This is a genomic window from Novosphingobium sp. AAP93, from assembly GCF_001296055.1.
Taxonomy (GTDB): Bacteria; Pseudomonadota; Alphaproteobacteria; order Sphingomonadales; family Sphingomonadaceae; genus Novosphingobium.
Map to the genome: position 1 here is coordinate 1 of NZ_LJHZ01000009.1, position 16165 is coordinate 16165.

The following is a 16165-nucleotide window of genomic DNA, read 5'->3' on the forward strand; positions in this document are numbered from 1 at the left end:
GCGCCACGTTTGCCAGAGAGGCCGAGCCCCCTCCCCCATCCCCTCCCCGCCGGGGAGGGGGGCTTCCGGTTGTGACTAGCTGAAGATGTCGACGTTGCTGGGGTTCTTGGGATCGAGGCCGTACTGATTGGGGCCGCGCGTGCCTTCGAGGCACATCAGGACGAACAGCGCGAAGCCGCCGAACAAGGGTATCAGACCGAGCAGCAGCAGCCAGCCCGAGCGGTCCTGATCGTGCAGGCGGCGGACGGAAACCGCGAGTGCGGGGATGAAGCTGGCGAGCGCGAAGAGGCCGCCGAGCACGCCGCCCCCGCCGACGAGGCGGCTGCCGTAGCCGAAGCCGGTGGGTGTGCGGGTGACCTCGTTGGTGCCGAACAGCACGTTCAGCACCACGAAGACGAGCACGTAGAACAGCACGAACATCCAGTATTCCCGGCGGCGCGAGCGGCCGGTGAATTCGGCGTAGCGCCGGTAGGGCATGAGCATCCAGTTCATCGCGCGCCTCCCGTGGTGATGCCGTTTGGCAAGGTTGAGCCACAAATCGGCGGGCGCGGCAAGCATTGCCCCCGCTTTGGCACCCACGTACCCTTGCCGCAGCGCACAATTGCGGGTAAGCGCGCGCCCGTTAGTCCGGCCTCAGTTTGGCCGGATACGGCGGAGCCAGCGGGCTGCGCCGCAGATATTCAACCGAAAGCATGCTCATGTCCAATGCCCAGCGCAATATCGCGATCATCGCGCACGTCGACCACGGCAAGACCACGCTGGTGGACCAGTTGTTCCGCCAGTCCGGCACTTTCCGCGACAACCAGCGCGTGGAAGAGCGCGCGATGGATTCGAACGACCTCGAAAAGGAGCGCGGGATCACCATTCTGGCCAAGTGCACTTCGGTCGAGTGGGAAGGCACGCGGATCAACATCGTCGACACCCCCGGCCACGCCGACTTCGGCGGCGAGGTGGAGCGCATCCTGAGCATGGTCGACGGCGTGATCCTGCTGGTGGACAGCAGCGAAGGCGCGATGCCGCAGACCAAGTTCGTGACCGGCAAGGCGCTGGCACTGGGCCTCAAGCCCATCGTCGTCGTCAACAAGATCGACCGCCCCGATGGCCGCCCGCAGGAAGTGCTCGACGAGGTGTTCGACCTCTTCGTCAGCCTCGATGCCAATGACGAGCAGCTCGAATTCCCCGTGCTCTACGCCTCGGGCCGCAACGGCTATGCGAGCGAGGACCAGGACGCACGCGAGGGCACGCTGACGCCGCTGTTCCAGAAGATCGTCGATCACGTGCCGCCGCCGGCCGCCGATGTCGACGGGCAGTTCAAGTTCCTCGTGACCTTGCTCGACCGCGACAACTTCCTTGGCCGCATCCTGACCGGCAAGGTCCAGTCGGGCACGATCAAGGTCAACTCGCCGATCCACGCGCTCGACCGTGACGGCAAGGTGATCGAGACGGGCCGTGCTTCCAAGCTGATGGCGTTCCGCGGCCTCGAGCGCGTGCCGGTGGACGAAGCCAAGGCGGGCGACATCATCTCGATCGCGGGCCTGACGGTGGCGACCGTGGCGAACACCATTGCCGATCCGACCGTGACCGAGCCGCTCCACGCGCAGCCGATCGATCCGCCGACGCTCTCGATGCGCTTTGCGGTGAACGATTCGCCGATGGCGGGCCGCGAGGGCACCAAGGTGACCAGCCGCATGATCCGCGACCGGCTCGAGCGCGAGGCGGAATCGAACGTCGCCATCCGCGTGACCGAGAGCGCCGACAAGGACAGCTTCGAAGTGGCGGGCCGCGGGGAACTGCAGCTCGGCGTGCTGATCGAGACGATGCGCCGCGAGGGCTTCGAGCTGGGCATCAGCCGCCCGCGCGTCCTCTTCGGCGAGGACGAGAACGGCGAGCGCACTGAGCCGTATGAAACGGTCGTGATCGACGTGGACGATGAATTCTCGGGCACGGTCGTGGAAAAGATGGCCAACCGCAAGGGCGAGATGATCGACATGCGCCCCTCGGGCGGCGGCAAGACCCGCATCACGTTCTCGGCGCCTTCGCGCGGCCTCATCGGCTATCACGGCGAGTTCCTTTCGGACACGCGCGGCACCGGTATCATGAACCGCCTGTTCGAGAAGTATGGCCCCTACAAGGGCCGCATCGAGGGCCGCAAGAACGGCGTGCTGATCTCGAACGGCACCGGCGAGGCTGTCGCCTACGCGCTCGGGCCGCTCGAAGAGCGCGGCATCCTGTTCGTGGGCGTGGGCACGCCGCTTTATGAAGGCATGATCATCGGCGAGAACGCGAAGCCGGAAGACCTCGAGGTCAACCCGATGAAGTCGAAGCAGCTGACGAACTTCCGCTCGAGCGGCAAGGATGACGCGATCCGCCTGACCCCGCCGAAGATCATGACGCTGGAACAGGCCATCGCCTATATCGACGACGATGAAATGGTCGAAGTGACGCCGAAGTCGATCCGCCTGCGCAAGGCGCTGCTTGATCCGCACGAGCGCAAGAAGGCCGGGCGCAAGAAGGAAGCGGCGTAAGCGCTGCTTTCGGGGCGAAACATGAGGGGCGGCCTTTTGGTCGCCCTATTTGTTTGGGTTGGATCATTGGCTGGCATTGACCGCCTCCATGCCGGTGACAGCCGAGGCGGCGTCCCCCAATCCACGCCGCAACAGAGCGATGGCAGCGTCGTAAGGCTCCGCCGACCGCAACCCACGCGCCAACAAAAGACCGCCCTCGATCGCGCCAATCAGCATGAGCGCCTCGAAATCGGGATCGGCGCGATCGTGACGGCTTAGCCCCCGGGCAATAGCCCCCTGCCATGCGCGAAAGATCGCGACGATTGCTTCGCGTACCGCGGGCGACTGGCGATCGCCTTCGATCGCGGTGGCGGCCACCGGACATCCCTCGCTCCAGCCATTCTGCTCGGCACCGGCCCGGAACAGCGCTGCGACAGCGACAACAAAGCTATCGGCACTGGCGCTTTTTGCCGCAGCATAGGCGATCGCCGACTCGACCACCTCGCCGACCCTGGTGAGCGCGGCGATCACCAGCTCATCCTTCCCGCCAGGGAAATGGTGATAGATCGATCCGCGCGGCGCTGCCGCCTCGACAACAATGTCCTGCATCCCGCTGGCTGACACACCGCGCTGACCAATCAGTGTGGCCGCTGCATCGATCATCGCATCGCGAACCGACTTTTTCACCACCACGTCAAATCTCCCCTTGCACTATGATGATCATCATAATATACGGATATGACAATCGTCATACATAGGAGGTTTTATGCCACTCGTCCAGATTTCCGTGCCTGCCGGTTCGCTCAGCCAGGAAAAGAAAGCCGCGATGATCGCCAAGGTCACCGACGCTTGCCTTGAGGCCGAGGGCATCCCCGCCGCACGGCAGTTCACATGGGTTCAGATCAATGAGGTGCCCGATGGCGGCTGGGGCATGGGTGGGCGAGCGGTCACCCTCGAACAGATGCAGGCCGCGCTGGCGCCGAAGTGATGACTTGGGGCAACGGGGCGGCTGCGATCGACGCGGCTGCCACCGTTGCCGCAGCCCTGAACGAAACAGGGCGTGCAAGGGGAGTCCGCCGTCATGCGTGAGCTTGTCTTCCTTAAACCCGGTTTGCTCGAGTGGCAGGATCGGCCCGATCCGGTGCTCCAGCACCCCGAGGACGCCATTGTCCGCCCGATCTCGGCAACCTTGTGCGATCTCGACCGGTTGATCATTCGTGGCGAGGCACCCTTCAAGGGGCCCTTCGCCATCGGCCATGAAGCGATTGCCGAGGTGGTGACAGCCGGTGCGGGTACGGTGGGGCTTTATCCGGGCCAGCACGTGGTGGTCAGCTGGCATATCTCCTGCGGCCACTGCCATCGCTGCAATCGGCATCTGCCCAATACCTGCGCGAGCCACCCGCCTGGCGCGATGTATGGGCTGCCGGTCGGCGGCGCTTGGGGTGGGCTGTTCTCAAGTCTCGTGCGTGTTCCGTTCGCCAGCTTCGCACTGACCCCGCTGCCGCCCGGGATCGACACCACTCATCTGGCATCGCTCTCGGACAATCTGCCGTTCGGCTATGAACTCACCGTGCCGCACCTTGCGGCGCAACCGGGCGCGCCGGTGCTGATCCTGGGCGGATGCGGTTCGATTGCGCTGTATGCGGCAGCCTATGCCGTGGCGGGCGGGGCATCGCGCGTCGACTATGTCGATACAGACCGCCACAGGCTGGAGATTGCAACAGAGCTTGGCGCGAATGCGATCGAGGGGCCGCCGCGACGAAGCCATGGCGCCTACCCGATCGTGATCGATGCCAGCGCCAACAGCGAGTCCCTGCTGAGCGCGATTCGCTCCACCGAACCCGAAGGCACATGCTCGAGCGTGGGCGGTCATTTCACCGATATCGCGCTGCCACTCATGGAGATGTATGCGCGTGGCATCCATTTCTACACCGGTCGGGGACGGGGCAAACCCAATGTCGCCGCAGCCATGGATTTCGTAACGGCGGGGCGCGTGCGTCCCGAGCTTGTCACGAGCGAAGTCGCACCGCTTGAGGATGCACCGCGTATCCTTGCCGAACCGTCCATCAAGCCGATGTTGGTGGAACGCTGATGGCGCAACAGGGAGGCGATCTGACGGCATTGCTCCTTTGCCGAAAGGGAAAGGTCAACGGCTCTTCAATCCTCACTTCCCCGCCACGGCCCCCGCTTTCTCGTAGTCGATCCCCAGCTGCTGCAGGTACGACCTGTACTTCTTGGGATCGAAATACTGCGGCTCCATCGCCGGGCGCAGTTTGGCCATGAGGTCGGCGTTGAGGTAGGTCGCGGGCTTGTCGTCGGGGCCGAGCAGGGGTTCGTAGTGTTCGGTCTTGAACTGGACTTCCTGCTGCCACGCCCTGGCCTTGGCAACGAGTTCGGGCGTGGTCATCAGGTCGAGCACCGTCATCGCCGCGACCTTGGCCCCGGCAACGGCGCCCTTGTGCGCGATGGGCGTGGCCATCGCGGCGGCGGCCATCACGTTGTGCGCGGAGAGGCTGGGGACGTTGGAGGGATAGAGCAGCGTGATGCTGGGCACTGTCCACATGATGTCGCCGATATCGTCCGAGCCGCTTGATGCTTCCGGATCGGGGTGATCGGGCGACCACAAGTGCGGGCCGGCGGTTTCGAGCGGCTGGACCGGGCGGTCGAAGCCGAGCTGCACGGCCTTGGCGAAGGCCTGGTCGGTCGCGGTCCATTGCGGGAGGCCGACGGCTTGCATGTTGGCGAAGGCTGCTTCGGCAAGGGGGCGATTACCGTAGTTGGTGGCGGCGTGGCCGAGGACGCGACGGGTGACGCTTGTTCCGGTCATCAGCGTGGCGCCCTCCGCGATGCGGTTGGCGGCTTCGTACATCGTCTTGACCGCGGGCAGGCTGGTATCGCGGAAGTAATACCAGACGCTGGCCTTGCCGGGGACGATGTTGGGCTGGCTGCCGCCATTGGTGATGACGTAGTGGCTGCGCTGGGTGACGGGCAGATGCTCGCGCTTGAAGTTCCACGCGGTGTCCATGAGTTCGACCGCATCGAGCGCGCTCTTGCCGTCCCAAGGATTGGCGGCGGCATGGGCGGTGCGGCCGGTGAAAGTGTATTCCACGCTGAGTGCGGCGGTCATCGCCATCGGCCCCCACTGCGTGGAAAGCTGCGAATCGACGTGGGCGAAGATGTTCGCGTCGACGCCTTTGAACATTCCGGCGCGGACATAATAGGCCTTGGTCGCGAGCAGTTCCTCGGCGACGCCCGGCCAGACCATGATGCGGCCCTTGATGCCGTTCTTCTCCATCGCCTGCTTGGCGGCGATGGCGGCGACGATCATCATCGGGAGACCGCTGTTGTGCCCTTCCCCATGCCCCGGCGCGCCCGCGACCAAGGGCTTGGCGCTGGCGACACCGGGCGTTTGCGAGAGGCCGAGCAGGCCGTCGATATCGCTGCCGAGCGCGATCAGCGGGCCGCCCTCGCCCCAGGTGGCGGTGAAGGCGGTGGGGATGCCGGCGACGCCGCGCTCCACCTTGAAGCCGTTTTTCTCGAGAATGCCGGAGAGGTAGGCGCTGGTCTTCACTTCCTGAAAGCCGGGCTCGGCATAGCTGAAGACCTGATCGATCATCCCGGCAAGTTCAGCGGCGCGGGCATCGACGGTGGCGGCGGCTTCGGCCTTGACCGCAGCCGGGGCCTCGGCATGGGCGGCGGAGTGGGCGGACAGAGCCATGAGGCTGGCAGCAAGCAGAGTGCGCATCGGAACTTCCCCTTCGAGCCGGGATGATACCCGCCAAGGCGCGGCAGGCAATCGGGGATGGCGCCGAAACGGGCAGTGCCGCATTCGTTCAGAAAAACCGTTTTGAACCTGAACGCCGCCTGCATTCCCCATGCCGGCGCCGTTCAGGGAGCGAATCGTAAACACGTCTTCAACGGCAGCGAATCGAGATCGGGGGGTCCGATCCACAGCAGGCCGCTGGAGACGTGACATGATCAAGTTTGCGAAGAAGGCCGTGCTGGCAGTGACCCTTGCCGCCACTGCGCTCGCCAGCGCCACCCCGGCGATGGCGGACCCTTATTACGGCGGCGGTTATGGCGGGTATCGCCACCATCGCGGCGGCGACAGCACCGGTGCGGCAATCGCGGGGGGCATCATCGGCCTCGCGCTGGGTGCGATCATCGTTTCGGCGGCGAACAGCAATCGCAACCGGGATCGCGACCGGGCCTATCGCCGGTACGACAACCGCTATCAGGGCCAGTATCAGAACCAGTACCGGGGGCAGCCGACGTGGCAGGGTGCCTACAACGGCGATCCCTATGACCAGCGCTATCAGGGCGGGCAGCCGGGCTACAGCCGCGATGGCTATCCGCAGGGGAACGACGGCTACTACGACCGGCGCGGGTATCGCGATCCGGACTATGACCAGGACGGCAACTGATCGCAGCTTTGGAGCGGCGCGGCGCATTGCCCGCGCCGCTTCAGAAACGGTTCAGCCCGGAGGCGCTCCTCTTTGCAGCACATGCAGGCCGGACCGGGCCTGCCAAGGAGAACAGCCATGAAGCTTTGGAAACCAGGACTTGTCGCTGCCGCGCTCGCTGCGGGCAGCATGGCGATGGCGGTGCCGGCCGAGGCGCACGGGCGGCGCGGCAACGATGCCGCCATCGCGATCGGCGCAGGCGTGCTGGGGCTGGCCGTGGGCGCGGCGATCGCATCGGACCGCAATTCGGACGTCTATGTCCGCTATGACAACCGCCCGCGCTATTACGGCGGGTATTACTACCCGGCCTATCCGGTCTACCGCCCCTATCCGGTGTGGCGCGGCTATGATCCGCGCTATGAACAATGGCGGCGCTGGCGCGAGCACGAGCGTTGGGAACACGAACGCTGGGAGCATGATCGTTGGGGTGATCGTGGAGGCTGGCGCGGTTGGTAAGCTCGGGTCCTCCAAGCTTGCGCCTCCACGAACCCCTGCACGCACCGGTCACCTTGCGGCGTCATGCGCCAAGGTGACCGGTGCGCCTTTCTTATATGAGCAAAAGACACTATGGCCGCGCGGATGGACCGCCCTGCCCCAGCCAAGAGCTTCGATACCGCGCCGGAACCGAGCTTCGCCGAAGCGCCGCTCAAGGGGCTGCGGGTTGCGCTGCTGAGCGGCAATTACAATTATGTGCGCGACGGGGCGAACCAGGCACTGAACCGGCTGGTGGGCTATCTCCAGCGGCAGGGCGCGCAAGTCCATGTGTTCGCGCCCAAGGTGAGAAAGCCCGCGTTTCCTTCGATGGGCAAGCTGGTGGGGCTGCCTTCGTTTCCCGTGCCGGGCCGCGCGGAGTATCGCATTCCCTTCGCATTGGGCCGGAAGGCCCGCGCCGACCTCAAGGCATTCCAGCCGAATGTCGTCCACGTCTCCTCGCCCGACCCGGCGGCGCACCGCGCGGTGACCTGGGCACGCGGACGCGGGTTGCCGGTGCTGGCAAGCGTGCACACCCGCTTCGACACCTACCCGCGCTATTACAACATGGCGTGGCTGGAGCCGATCCTGACCGCGCTGCTGCGCCGGTTCTACCGCCGCTGCGATGCGCTGGTGGCGCCGTCCGAATCGATGGCGCAAGTGCTGCGCGAGGAGCGCATGAACTACGACATCTCGCTGTGGTCGCGCGGGGTGGATCGGACGATCTTCAACCCCGGCCGGCGCGATCTGGAATGGCGGCGCAGTCTGGGCATTGCCGACGACGAGGTGGTGATCGGCTTCCTCGGGCGGCTGGTGATGGAGAAGGGGCTCGACGTGTTTTCGGACACGATCGACGAACTCAACCGCCGCGGCACGCGTGAAGGCACGCGCCACCGGGTGATGGTGGTGGGCGAAGGCCCGGCGCGGACGTGGTTCGAGGCGCGGCTGCCGGGCGCGGTGTTCACCGGGTTTCAGGGCGGCAAGGATCTGGGGCGCGCGGTGGCGGTGATGGACGTGCTGTTCAACCCGAGCGTGACCGAGACATTCGGCAACGTGACGCTGGAAGCGATGGCCTGCGCGGTACCGGTCGTGGCGGCGGCGGCGACGGGGAGCCAGAGCCTTGTTTCCGACGGCGTTTCGGGCCGCTTGATCGCGCCGGGGGCACTGCATCACTTTGCCGAGGCGCTGCGGGCCTATGTCGAGAATGCCGACCTGCGTGCGCAGCACGGCGCGGCGGGCGAACGGCGGTCGCTCGATTTCAGCTGGGATGCGATCAACCAGGCGGTGGCGGACACCTACCTGAGGCTGATCCGCCAGAAGGACGCGCTGAAGCGGCGCTAGCGCAGTACGCCCCTGGCGGTCATGCTGCGCGCGTAGATCAGGAAGAAGACGAGCGCGGACCACACCATGAGGATCAGGCCGATGGGGCCTGCCTGCGGTGGGTGGAGCCAGAACTCCTGCGTGAGCTGGCTGACCGCAAGACCGGCGAGCGAAAGCGCGAAGGCGGGTACGGCGAGGCGCGAGCGGGCCAGCAGCAGGAGCGAGCCTGCAAGGGAGCCCCACACGCCGAGTGCCCAGAAGGCGGTGAGCCAGCCCGGCAATCCGGCCATGTAGGCAACGCTTTCGGCGTTCATCCCCATGCTGGCGAAATAGCTTTCGGGCGAAAGCTTGGACATCAGATAATCGTAGCAGCCGAACAGGTTCCACAGCAGGCTGAGGACGGCGACGAACCAGAAGGATACCGTTGCTCTAGGTCTTGGGTTCAGGGGCATCAGTGTTCTCCCGCTCCGGCGCCGATGATACGCCGGAGCGGACGGAAGGGCAATCAACCTGCCAGATCGGACCAATCCCACGTCAGCGTCTCGCGGAAGGCGAAGCGGTCGATGTGGCGTTCGACGGCGCCTTTGAGGCCGCCCAGCTGGCCCGGCTCGCTGGCATCGATGCGGCATTCGAGTGCTTCGGGGTGCGCCGTGAAGGTGACGAGCGCGTCACCCGCCCACGAGGCGCCGCGCGCGTCGCGGGGGAAGGTGACGGTGCCCCGCTGCGCATCGAAGCTGACGGCAAGGTTGTGTTCCCAGTGCTTGCAGACCTGTTGGAGGTACTTGCTGGCATGGGCTGTGGCGACGTTGGCGATTGCACTGCTGGACTCTGGGCTCATTGCGCGGCTCCGAGGCGTTCGATCTTGCGGGCAGCTTCGTCGAGGATATCGGCGATCTGGTGGGCGGTGGGCTCGTCGAGACCGCGGCCGGCGCGGTGGCGCAGCGCGATCATCAGGTTGGCCATGGCGCGGCGCAAGGGCGGGCTGCCGGTGCGGCCTTCGGCGTCAGCGCGGGCCTTGCCGAAATCGCCGAGGCGCTGGACGATGGCCTTGGCTTCCTCCAGCCGGGGCGCAAGTTCGGCGCGGCCCGTATCGGTGATGGTGAAGGCCTTGCGGGCGCCTTCCCCCGGGACTTCGGCGATCATGCCTTCGTCGACCAGCAGCGAGAGCGTGGGATAGACCACGCCGGGGCTGGGCGCATAGGCGCCGGCGGCGAGTTCCTCGATCGCCTTGATCAGTTCGTAGCCGTGGCGGTCCTGCTCGTCGAGCAAGAGCAAAAGCAGGAGGCGCAGTTCGCCGGGGCCGAACATGCGGCCGCCTCTGCCGCCATGGCGGCCGCGGCGTCCGCCAAAGCCCGGGCCTTCATCGTCCCAGTCCTCGCCGCCGAAGCCGCCGCCCCAGCCGCCGCCGCGGTGGCCCCAGCCCCCGAAGCCGCCACCAAATCCTCTGGCCATCATCTTCATGGCGAAGTGGTGTTTATGGCCATGTCCGTGGCCGTGAAAAGAGTTGTCCTTGGCGAATCGCATTGTGCGTCCTTGATGTTTCATGATGCGTCTAAGATATATCTTTAAACGATCTTGGCAAGAGGGAGGATGCAAAAATGCCTGCAGGTGACTAGATCGGGGAAACCATGGCCGACCTCTTCGCCCCTGCCCCCGCCGAAACGCCGCGCGAGCACGCTGCCGATGATGCGCCGCTGGCCGAGCGGCTGCGTCCGGCAAACCTTGGCGAAGTCGTGGGCCAGGATCACCTGACGGGGCCGGACGGCGCGATTGGCCGGATGGTCGCGGCGGGGAAGCTCTCCTCGATCGTGCTGTGGGGGCCGCCGGGCACGGGCAAGACGACCATCGCGCGGCTGCTCGCCGATGCGGTGGGGCTGCGCTACGTGGCGATCAGCGCGGTGTTTTCGGGCGTGGCGGACCTCAAGAAGGCCTTTGCCGAGGCGGAAGCCATGGCGCAGATCGGGCGCAAGACCTTGCTGTTCGTGGACGAGATCCACCGCTTCAATCGGGCGCAGCAGGACGGGTTTCTGCCTTATGTCGAGAAGGGCACCGTCACGCTGGTCGGCGCGACGACCGAGAACCCGAGCTTTGCGCTGAACGCGGCGCTCCTCAGCCGCGCGCAAGTGCTGATCCTGCACCGGCTGGATGCCGAGGCGCTGGGATCGTTGCTGGCGCGGGCGGAGGAGCTGACCGGACTGCGCTTGCCTTTGACGCCTCCGGCGCGCGAGGCGCTGATCGCTTCGGCCGATGGCGACGGGCGGTTTCTGCTGGGACAGGCCGAGACGCTGTTCGACGTGTCGCTCCCTGCCCCCCTTGGGCCTGAGGAACTGGCCAAGTTCCTGATGCGGCGGGTGGCGGTCTACGACAAGGACCGCGACGGGCACTACAACCTGATTTCCGCGCTCCACAAGGCGCTGCGCGGATCGGACCCGCAGGCGGCGCTCTACTACATGGCGCGGATGCTGACGGCGGGCGAGGAGCCGCTCTACGTGCTGCGGCGGCTGGTGCGCTTTGCCAGCGAGGATATCGGCCTCGCCGACCCGCAGGCGCTGGTGCAGTGCCTGGCGGCGAAGGATGCCTACCAGTTCCTCGGCTCGCCGGAAGGGGAGCTCGCCATCGTGCAGGCGTGCCTCTATCTGGCGACGGCGCCCAAGTCGAACGCGGCCTATGCGGCGCAGAAGGCGGCTTTCGCGAGCGCGCGGGAGACGGGATCGCTCTCCCCGCCCGCGCATATCCTCAACGCCCCGACCAAGCTGATGAAGGAGATCGGCTATGGCGAGGGCTATGCCTATGACCACGAGGCGGAGGACGGCTTTTCGGGCGCCGACTACTGGCCCGAGGGGATGCGCGCGCAGACGTTCTACAAGCCGGTCGAGCGCGGGTTCGAGCGGGAAATCCAGAAGCGGCTCGACTGGTGGGACAAGAAGCGGCGCGAGCGGCGGGGGGAATGAGAGCCGGGCGGTTCCGGCATTTCGCGGCCATCGACTGGTCCGGCGCGGCGGGCGAACGGCACCGGGGAATTGCGCTGGCGATTTGGGACGAGGGTGCAGCTGCGCCAAGGCTGGTGCGGGCGGGTCACCGGTGGTCGCGCACCGAAGTGCTGCACTGGCTGGTGGAGGACCTGCCGGCGGATACGCTGGTGGGGGTGGACCTTGGGATCTCTCTCGCCTTTGTGGATCGAGGCGCGTTCTTTCCCGGCTGGGCGGAAAGCCCCGCAGATGCCAAGGGCTTGTGGGCGCTGATCGACGCGATTTGCGCCGATGAGCCGCACTTGGCGGTGGGGGCGTTCGTCGACCATCCCGAGGCGAGTGCGTATTTCCGGCGGCATGGCGGGCGTGAAGGCGCCGCCTTTGGAGGCGGGCGCGGGCGGCTGCGGGTGACCGAACTGGCGCAGCAGGCCATGGGCTGCTCGCCTTATTCAAACTTCAATCTGGTCGGCGCGGCGCAAGTGGGCAAATCGAGCCTTTCGGGGATGCGCGTGCTGCACCGGCTGGAGGGAGGTCTGCCGGTCTGGCCGATCGATCCGTTTCCCGAGACGGGCTCGGTGGTCTGCGAGATCTACACGACGATCGCGGCGATGGCGGCGGGGCGGAGTGCGAGCCGGTCGAAGATCAGGGATGGCGCGGAACTGGATGAAGCGCTGGCGCGGCTGGGGAGCGGTCGGGCAGGCTTGCGCGGCCCAGTTGACGACCACACCTGCGATGCCTTGATCACCTCAGCATGGCTACGCAAGGTGGCGCACGATCCGGCGCTGTGGGCCCCGGCAGGCCTTACGGATGCAATTGCCCGCACCGAGGGCTGGACCTTTGGCGCCACCTGACGCTAAGGGGCTTTCAGCGCCGGCTTAGCACAGTGGTAGTGCAGCGGTTTTGTAAACCGAAGGTCGGGGGTTCAAATCCCTCAGCCGGCACCATTTCCCAAACACTCTACCCCAGCACCAAAACGTTGTTCTTGCGCACAAGCGGCCGCTCGAGGCTTATTTCAAGTGCCTCGATCCCGCCGGTGCGTGCCAGAAGGCTATGCAGTTCCGACGCTTCCGCCGGCTCCAGGGCGGCGGCTGCCGCTTGTGCTCTGGCGAGATGCCACAGCGCCTGCGGCTGGCTTTCCCGGCTGAACGTGGTGCCGCCGCGCGTGTAGGTGATCGGGCCGAGGCGCGCGTGGACAAGGCGCCGCGAATCCGCCGAAACCAGCGTGCCGGGGGCCGCATCCTCCAGCGCGCCGCACCAGGCGTTGAACAGCGCCGCGTCGGCCAGCAGACCGGGCGTCCAGATGCGGAAGACGACTTCGAGAATGGGGGGCAGCGTCGGCGGCAAGCCTGCCGGTTCGGATGCGTCGGCTGGGCCAAATTCAGGATCGCTCAGTCCCGGCGTGTTCATCCGCTCGGTCCAACGGGCCACCGCCGGAGCTTTGGTCTTCATGATGAAGCCGGGGACCGGATCGCGCGCCAGATGGGCGTAGAGCGGCGCCATCAGGCCAAAATCGGCGAGGCTGGGCGCGCGGCCAAGGACATAGGGTTCGTGCTGGAAGTGATCTTCGAGCGCGGCAAGCAGATCGAGGTAGTCCTGCTCGATCACCGGAATGACATCCGCTGTCACACCAAGACTGGCAAGAAAGCCGGCGAACTTGTCCATGACCCTGGCCGTGGCGGCCGCCTTGTGGGCCGGGGGGACGGCGCCCGCAGGGATCGCCCGCCCGAATTCGGCGAGCAGGAACTGCTCCTGCTGGTCGCGGTAGCTCCAGCGGTAGTGCATCGCCATCGGGAGCAGCGCCGTGCAGGCGAAGGCGTCGAGGAGGTGCGCGATGACGCCGCGCAGCCCCGTGCCAGCTGCCTGCAAGCGCGGTTCGCGGTGCTCGAGCCGGTCGATGATGACCGTGCTGTCCTGCCACAACGCGCCGTCCGGAGTTTCGAGCACCGGCACGACCTGCAAGCCAATGGCGGGGACGATCTCGGCGGCGAAGTGGGGATCGGCGGGCGTCCGTTCGGTGAAGGGAATGCCGTGCTTCAGAAGATAACTGCGCACCTTGCCGGTGAACAGCGAATGCGGCGTGCCCCACAGGATGAAGCTGTGCTCCGGCATGATCCCCCCTCGTTTGCAGTCCGACGGGTTCGGACGGTACGGGCAAATAGCTACAGGTCCGGCGAAAAATCGGACCGGACGCCTGCCGGCGCGAACCTCAGAACAGCGTCGTCAGCGCATAGAACAGCGCGCCGACAGCGGCTGAAGCCGGGATCGTGATGATCCAGGCGACGACCACGCTCTGCGCCACGCCCCACCGCACGGCGGAGGCGCGGCGGGCGGTGCCGGCGCCGATAATGGCGCCGGTCACGGTGTGGGTGGTCGAGACCGGGATGCCGAGCGCCGAGGCGCCGAACAGCACGATCGAGCCCGCCGCCGAAGCACTGAAGCCCTGGTGCTGCGAGAGCTTGGTGATGCGCCCGCCCATCGTCTCGATGATCTTCCAGCCGCCGGTCAGCGTGCCGAGCCCGATGGCGAGGTAGCACGAGATCGCCACCCAGTGCGGCACTTCGAAGGGGCCGGTGAGGCGCCCGGTCGAGTAGAGCAGGACAGTGATAATCCCCATCGTCTTCTGCGCGTCATTGAGGCCGTGGCTCAGCGAATAGGCGGCGGAGGAGAGCAGATGGAGATAGCGGAAACGCGTTTCCGCCCCGCGCGCGGTGGCATTGCGGAACAGCCAGCTGGTGAGCAGCATGACCAGCATCGCCAGCAGCATGCCGATGGTGGGCGAAAGCACGATGGCGATCAGCGTCTTGTTGAGGCCGCTCCACTGGATGCCGGTCATCCCCGCATGGGCGAGGCCCGAGCCGATCAGCCCACCGACGAGCGCATGGCTGGAGGAGGAGGGAATGCCCTTGAGCCAGGTGAGGATGTTCCACGTGCTCGCCCCGATCAGCGCGCCGAAGACGACCGCCGGGGTGACGAGATCCTTGTCGATCAGGCCCTTGCCGATGGTGGCGGCGACAGCCTGCAAACTGGGGAACGTGATCGTCAGGAAATAGGCGCCGGCATTGAACACGGCGGCAAAGACCACCGCCTGCACCGGGCTGAGCAGGCGCGTGGCGACGACCGTGGCGATGGAGTTCGCCGCATCGTGCAGGCCGTTGAGATAATCGAACGCCAGCGCGATCAGGATCAGCCCGACCAGCAGCGGGAAGGCAAGCTCATGCATGCGGTAAGCCCCCTGCCCGCCTTACGAATGATCGATGACGATGCCGTCGATCTCGTTCGCTGCATCCTCGAAGGCGTCGACGATGCGTTCGAGGTGCTTGTAGACCTCGCGCTCTACCACGAAACGCAGCGTATCGGTCGCGCCATGATCGCGCAGCGCGCGGCGCAGGCCAGCGGCGTGGATCTCGTCCGAATGGGCTTCCATCCGCACCAGCCGCTCGGTGAGTTCGTGGAGGCGCGCGCCGTTGCGGGCGACATCGCGCAGCAGCGGCACGGCCTCGGCCATGACGCGCGCGGCATCGACGATGATCGCGGCCATGTCGCGCATTTCGGGCGCGAAGGTCTTGAGCTCGTAGATGGCGATGGCGTTGGCGGCCGAGTGCATCTCGTCCACCGTATCGTCCATCGCGCCGATCAGGCTGGTGATCGCGCCGCGGTCGAACGGGGTGAGGAAGGTCTTGCGCACGGTCTGGAGCACCGAGCGGGTGATCTCGTCGGCATCGTTCTCGCGCTCGATGATCTCGCGGATGTGGTCGGCGCTGGAGGAGCCTTCCTCGAGCAGGCGCGCCATGGCGTCCGAAGCGGCGAGGACAGTGGTGGCGTGAGCCTCGAACATGTCAAAGAAATTGCCCGTGCGGGGCAGGAGACGCTGAAACCAGGCGAACATCGATCCCATCCGTGAGTGGTGTAGGGCCGCCCCTAGCACACTCGTACGCTGTGTCGCTGCCCTGAATTCGGATGCGGCAAAAGATCTGATGAGATCGCGGAGATCCGGTTCGTCCACCGCATCCGCCGCTTCGGCCAGCGTGAACCAGCGGCGCTCGCGCTGGTGCTGCTCCTTCCATGCGGGCATTTCGCGGGTAACGGCGAGCGGGAAGACATCGACATCGACCATCAGCGAAGCGCCGTTGCCGCGCTTCTTGCGGTAGCGATAGCTGCCGAGCGGGGTCGGGCAGGCGGCGCCGGAAACGCCCGCTTCCTCCTCGGCCTCGCGCGCGGCGGCGATGTGGGGCAGCAGCGAACCCGGCAGATTGCCCTTGGGAATGACCCAGCGCTTGGTCTCGCGCGAGGTGACCAGCATCAGGCGCACCTGGGCATCGGCGGTGACGTCTTCAAAGCGGTACGGCAGGGCAGCAATCTGACGGATGGTAAAGACTCCCGGTAAAACCGCGATCTCTAGACCATCGGTTGCGTGGCAACGCCAGTTTCGTGACTGAAA

17 protein-coding genes and 1 tRNA gene are annotated in these 16165 nt (G+C 66.2%); 9 read left to right on the forward strand and 9 right to left on the reverse strand.

Annotated elements, in window-relative coordinates:
• Positions 1-75 precede the first annotated feature (75 nt).
• Positions 76-492 (reverse strand): DUF805 domain-containing protein, encoded by a 417-nt coding sequence (locus IP83_RS01780; RefSeq protein WP_054120528.1) that lies wholly within the window; start codon positions 490-492, stop codon positions 76-78.
• 206 nt (positions 493-698) lie between these two features.
• On the opposite strand from IP83_RS01780, the gene typA reads away from it, so the two are divergent.
• Positions 699-2525, forward strand: coding sequence for a translational GTPase TypA (gene typA / locus IP83_RS01785; RefSeq protein ID WP_054120497.1), 1827 nt, complete (start codon positions 699-701; stop codon positions 2523-2525).
• A gap of 63 nt (positions 2526-2588) precedes the next feature.
• Here typA and IP83_RS01790 read toward each other — a convergent pair whose 3' ends face one another.
• Positions 2589-3197 (reverse strand): TetR/AcrR family transcriptional regulator, encoded by a 609-nt coding sequence (locus IP83_RS01790; RefSeq protein WP_054120498.1) that lies wholly within the window; start codon positions 3195-3197, stop codon positions 2589-2591.
• Between the two features lie 73 nt (positions 3198-3270).
• Here IP83_RS01790 and IP83_RS01795 point away from each other — a divergent pair, with 73 nt between their 5' ends.
• Complete coding sequence (locus IP83_RS01795) at positions 3271-3492, forward strand: 4-oxalocrotonate tautomerase family protein (protein ID WP_054120499.1); 222 nt, start codon at positions 3271-3273, stop codon at positions 3490-3492.
• A gap of 93 nt (positions 3493-3585) precedes the next feature.
• On the forward strand, positions 3586-4596 hold the full coding sequence (locus IP83_RS01800; RefSeq protein ID WP_054120500.1) for a zinc-binding dehydrogenase: 1011 nt from the start codon (positions 3586-3588) through the stop codon (positions 4594-4596).
• A 72-nt stretch (positions 4597-4668) separates the two neighbouring features.
• Here the strand turns inward: IP83_RS01800 and IP83_RS01805 are convergent, their stop codons facing one another.
• Positions 4669-6249: an amidohydrolase gene (locus IP83_RS01805; RefSeq protein WP_054120501.1), complete on the reverse strand. Its 1581-nt coding sequence runs from the start codon at positions 6247-6249 to the stop codon at positions 4669-4671.
• A 229-nt stretch (positions 6250-6478) separates the two neighbouring features.
• On the opposite strand from IP83_RS01805, the gene IP83_RS01810 reads away from it, so the two are divergent.
• The 3 genes from IP83_RS01810 to IP83_RS01820 all read left to right on the forward strand — a co-directional run bounded on the left by IP83_RS01810 (position 6479) and on the right by IP83_RS01820 (position 8779).
• Complete coding sequence (locus IP83_RS01810; RefSeq protein ID WP_054120502.1) at positions 6479-6928, forward strand: hypothetical protein; 450 nt, start codon at positions 6479-6481, stop codon at positions 6926-6928.
• A gap of 117 nt (positions 6929-7045) precedes the next feature.
• Positions 7046-7423, forward strand: coding sequence for a hypothetical protein (locus IP83_RS01815; RefSeq protein ID WP_054120503.1), 378 nt, complete (start codon positions 7046-7048; stop codon positions 7421-7423).
• A gap of 123 nt (positions 7424-7546) precedes the next feature.
• Positions 7547-8779 carry a glycosyltransferase family 1 protein gene (locus IP83_RS01820; protein ID WP_082364419.1) on the forward strand — a complete coding sequence of 411 codons (1233 nt, stop codon included), beginning with the start codon at positions 7547-7549 and terminating at the stop codon, positions 8777-8779.
• Here the strand turns inward: IP83_RS01820 and IP83_RS01825 are convergent.
• Genes IP83_RS01825 through IP83_RS01835 form a run of 3 tightly spaced genes read right to left on the reverse strand, consistent with a single transcriptional unit; the run spans position 8776 to position 10219 of the window.
• Complete coding sequence (locus IP83_RS01825) at positions 8776-9210, reverse strand: hypothetical protein (RefSeq protein WP_156309537.1); 435 nt, start codon at positions 9208-9210, stop codon at positions 8776-8778. The genes IP83_RS01820 and IP83_RS01825 overlap by 4 nt on opposite strands.
• A gap of 53 nt (positions 9211-9263) precedes the next feature.
• The gene (locus tag IP83_RS01830) at positions 9264-9596 is read right to left on the reverse strand and encodes a DUF2218 domain-containing protein (protein WP_054120505.1); all 333 of its coding nucleotides are present in this window, start codon (positions 9594-9596) and stop codon (positions 9264-9266) included.
• Positions 9593-10219 carry a PadR family transcriptional regulator gene (locus IP83_RS01835; protein ID WP_054120506.1) on the reverse strand — a complete coding sequence of 209 codons (627 nt, stop codon included), beginning with the start codon at positions 10217-10219 and terminating at the stop codon, positions 9593-9595. Before IP83_RS01835 ends, IP83_RS01830 begins: the two co-directional genes overlap by 4 nt.
• 167 nt (positions 10220-10386) lie before the next feature.
• On the opposite strand from IP83_RS01835, the gene IP83_RS01840 reads away from it, so the two are divergent.
• The 3 genes from IP83_RS01840 to IP83_RS01850 all read left to right on the forward strand — a co-directional run bounded on the left by IP83_RS01840 (position 10387) and on the right by IP83_RS01850 (position 12671).
• Positions 10387-11709: a replication-associated recombination protein A gene (locus IP83_RS01840; RefSeq protein WP_054120507.1), complete on the forward strand. Its 1323-nt coding sequence runs from the start codon at positions 10387-10389 to the stop codon at positions 11707-11709.
• Complete coding sequence (locus tag IP83_RS01845) at positions 11706-12578, forward strand: hypothetical protein (protein ID WP_054120508.1); 873 nt, start codon at positions 11706-11708, stop codon at positions 12576-12578. The genes IP83_RS01840 and IP83_RS01845 overlap by 4 nt, the downstream gene beginning before the upstream one ends.
• Before the next feature lie 18 nt (positions 12579-12596).
• Positions 12597-12671, forward strand: a tRNA-Thr gene (locus IP83_RS01850).
• A gap of 13 nt (positions 12672-12684) precedes the next feature.
• Here the strand turns inward: IP83_RS01850 and IP83_RS01855 are convergent.
• The 3 genes from IP83_RS01855 to IP83_RS01865 all read right to left on the reverse strand — a co-directional run bounded on the left by IP83_RS01855 (position 12685) and on the right by IP83_RS01865 (position 16030).
• Positions 12685-13836 carry a glutathione S-transferase family protein gene (locus tag IP83_RS01855; protein ID WP_054120509.1) on the reverse strand — a complete coding sequence of 384 codons (1152 nt, stop codon included), beginning with the start codon at positions 13834-13836 and terminating at the stop codon, positions 12685-12687.
• Between the two features lie 97 nt (positions 13837-13933).
• A complete protein-coding gene (locus IP83_RS01860) occupies positions 13934-14947 on the reverse strand; it encodes an inorganic phosphate transporter (RefSeq protein ID WP_054120510.1) in 1014 nt (337 codons plus the stop codon).
• A gap of 21 nt (positions 14948-14968) precedes the next feature.
• A complete protein-coding gene (locus tag IP83_RS01865) occupies positions 14969-16030 on the reverse strand; it encodes a DUF47 family protein (protein WP_054120530.1) in 1062 nt (353 codons plus the stop codon).
• Positions 16031-16165 lie beyond the last annotated feature (135 nt).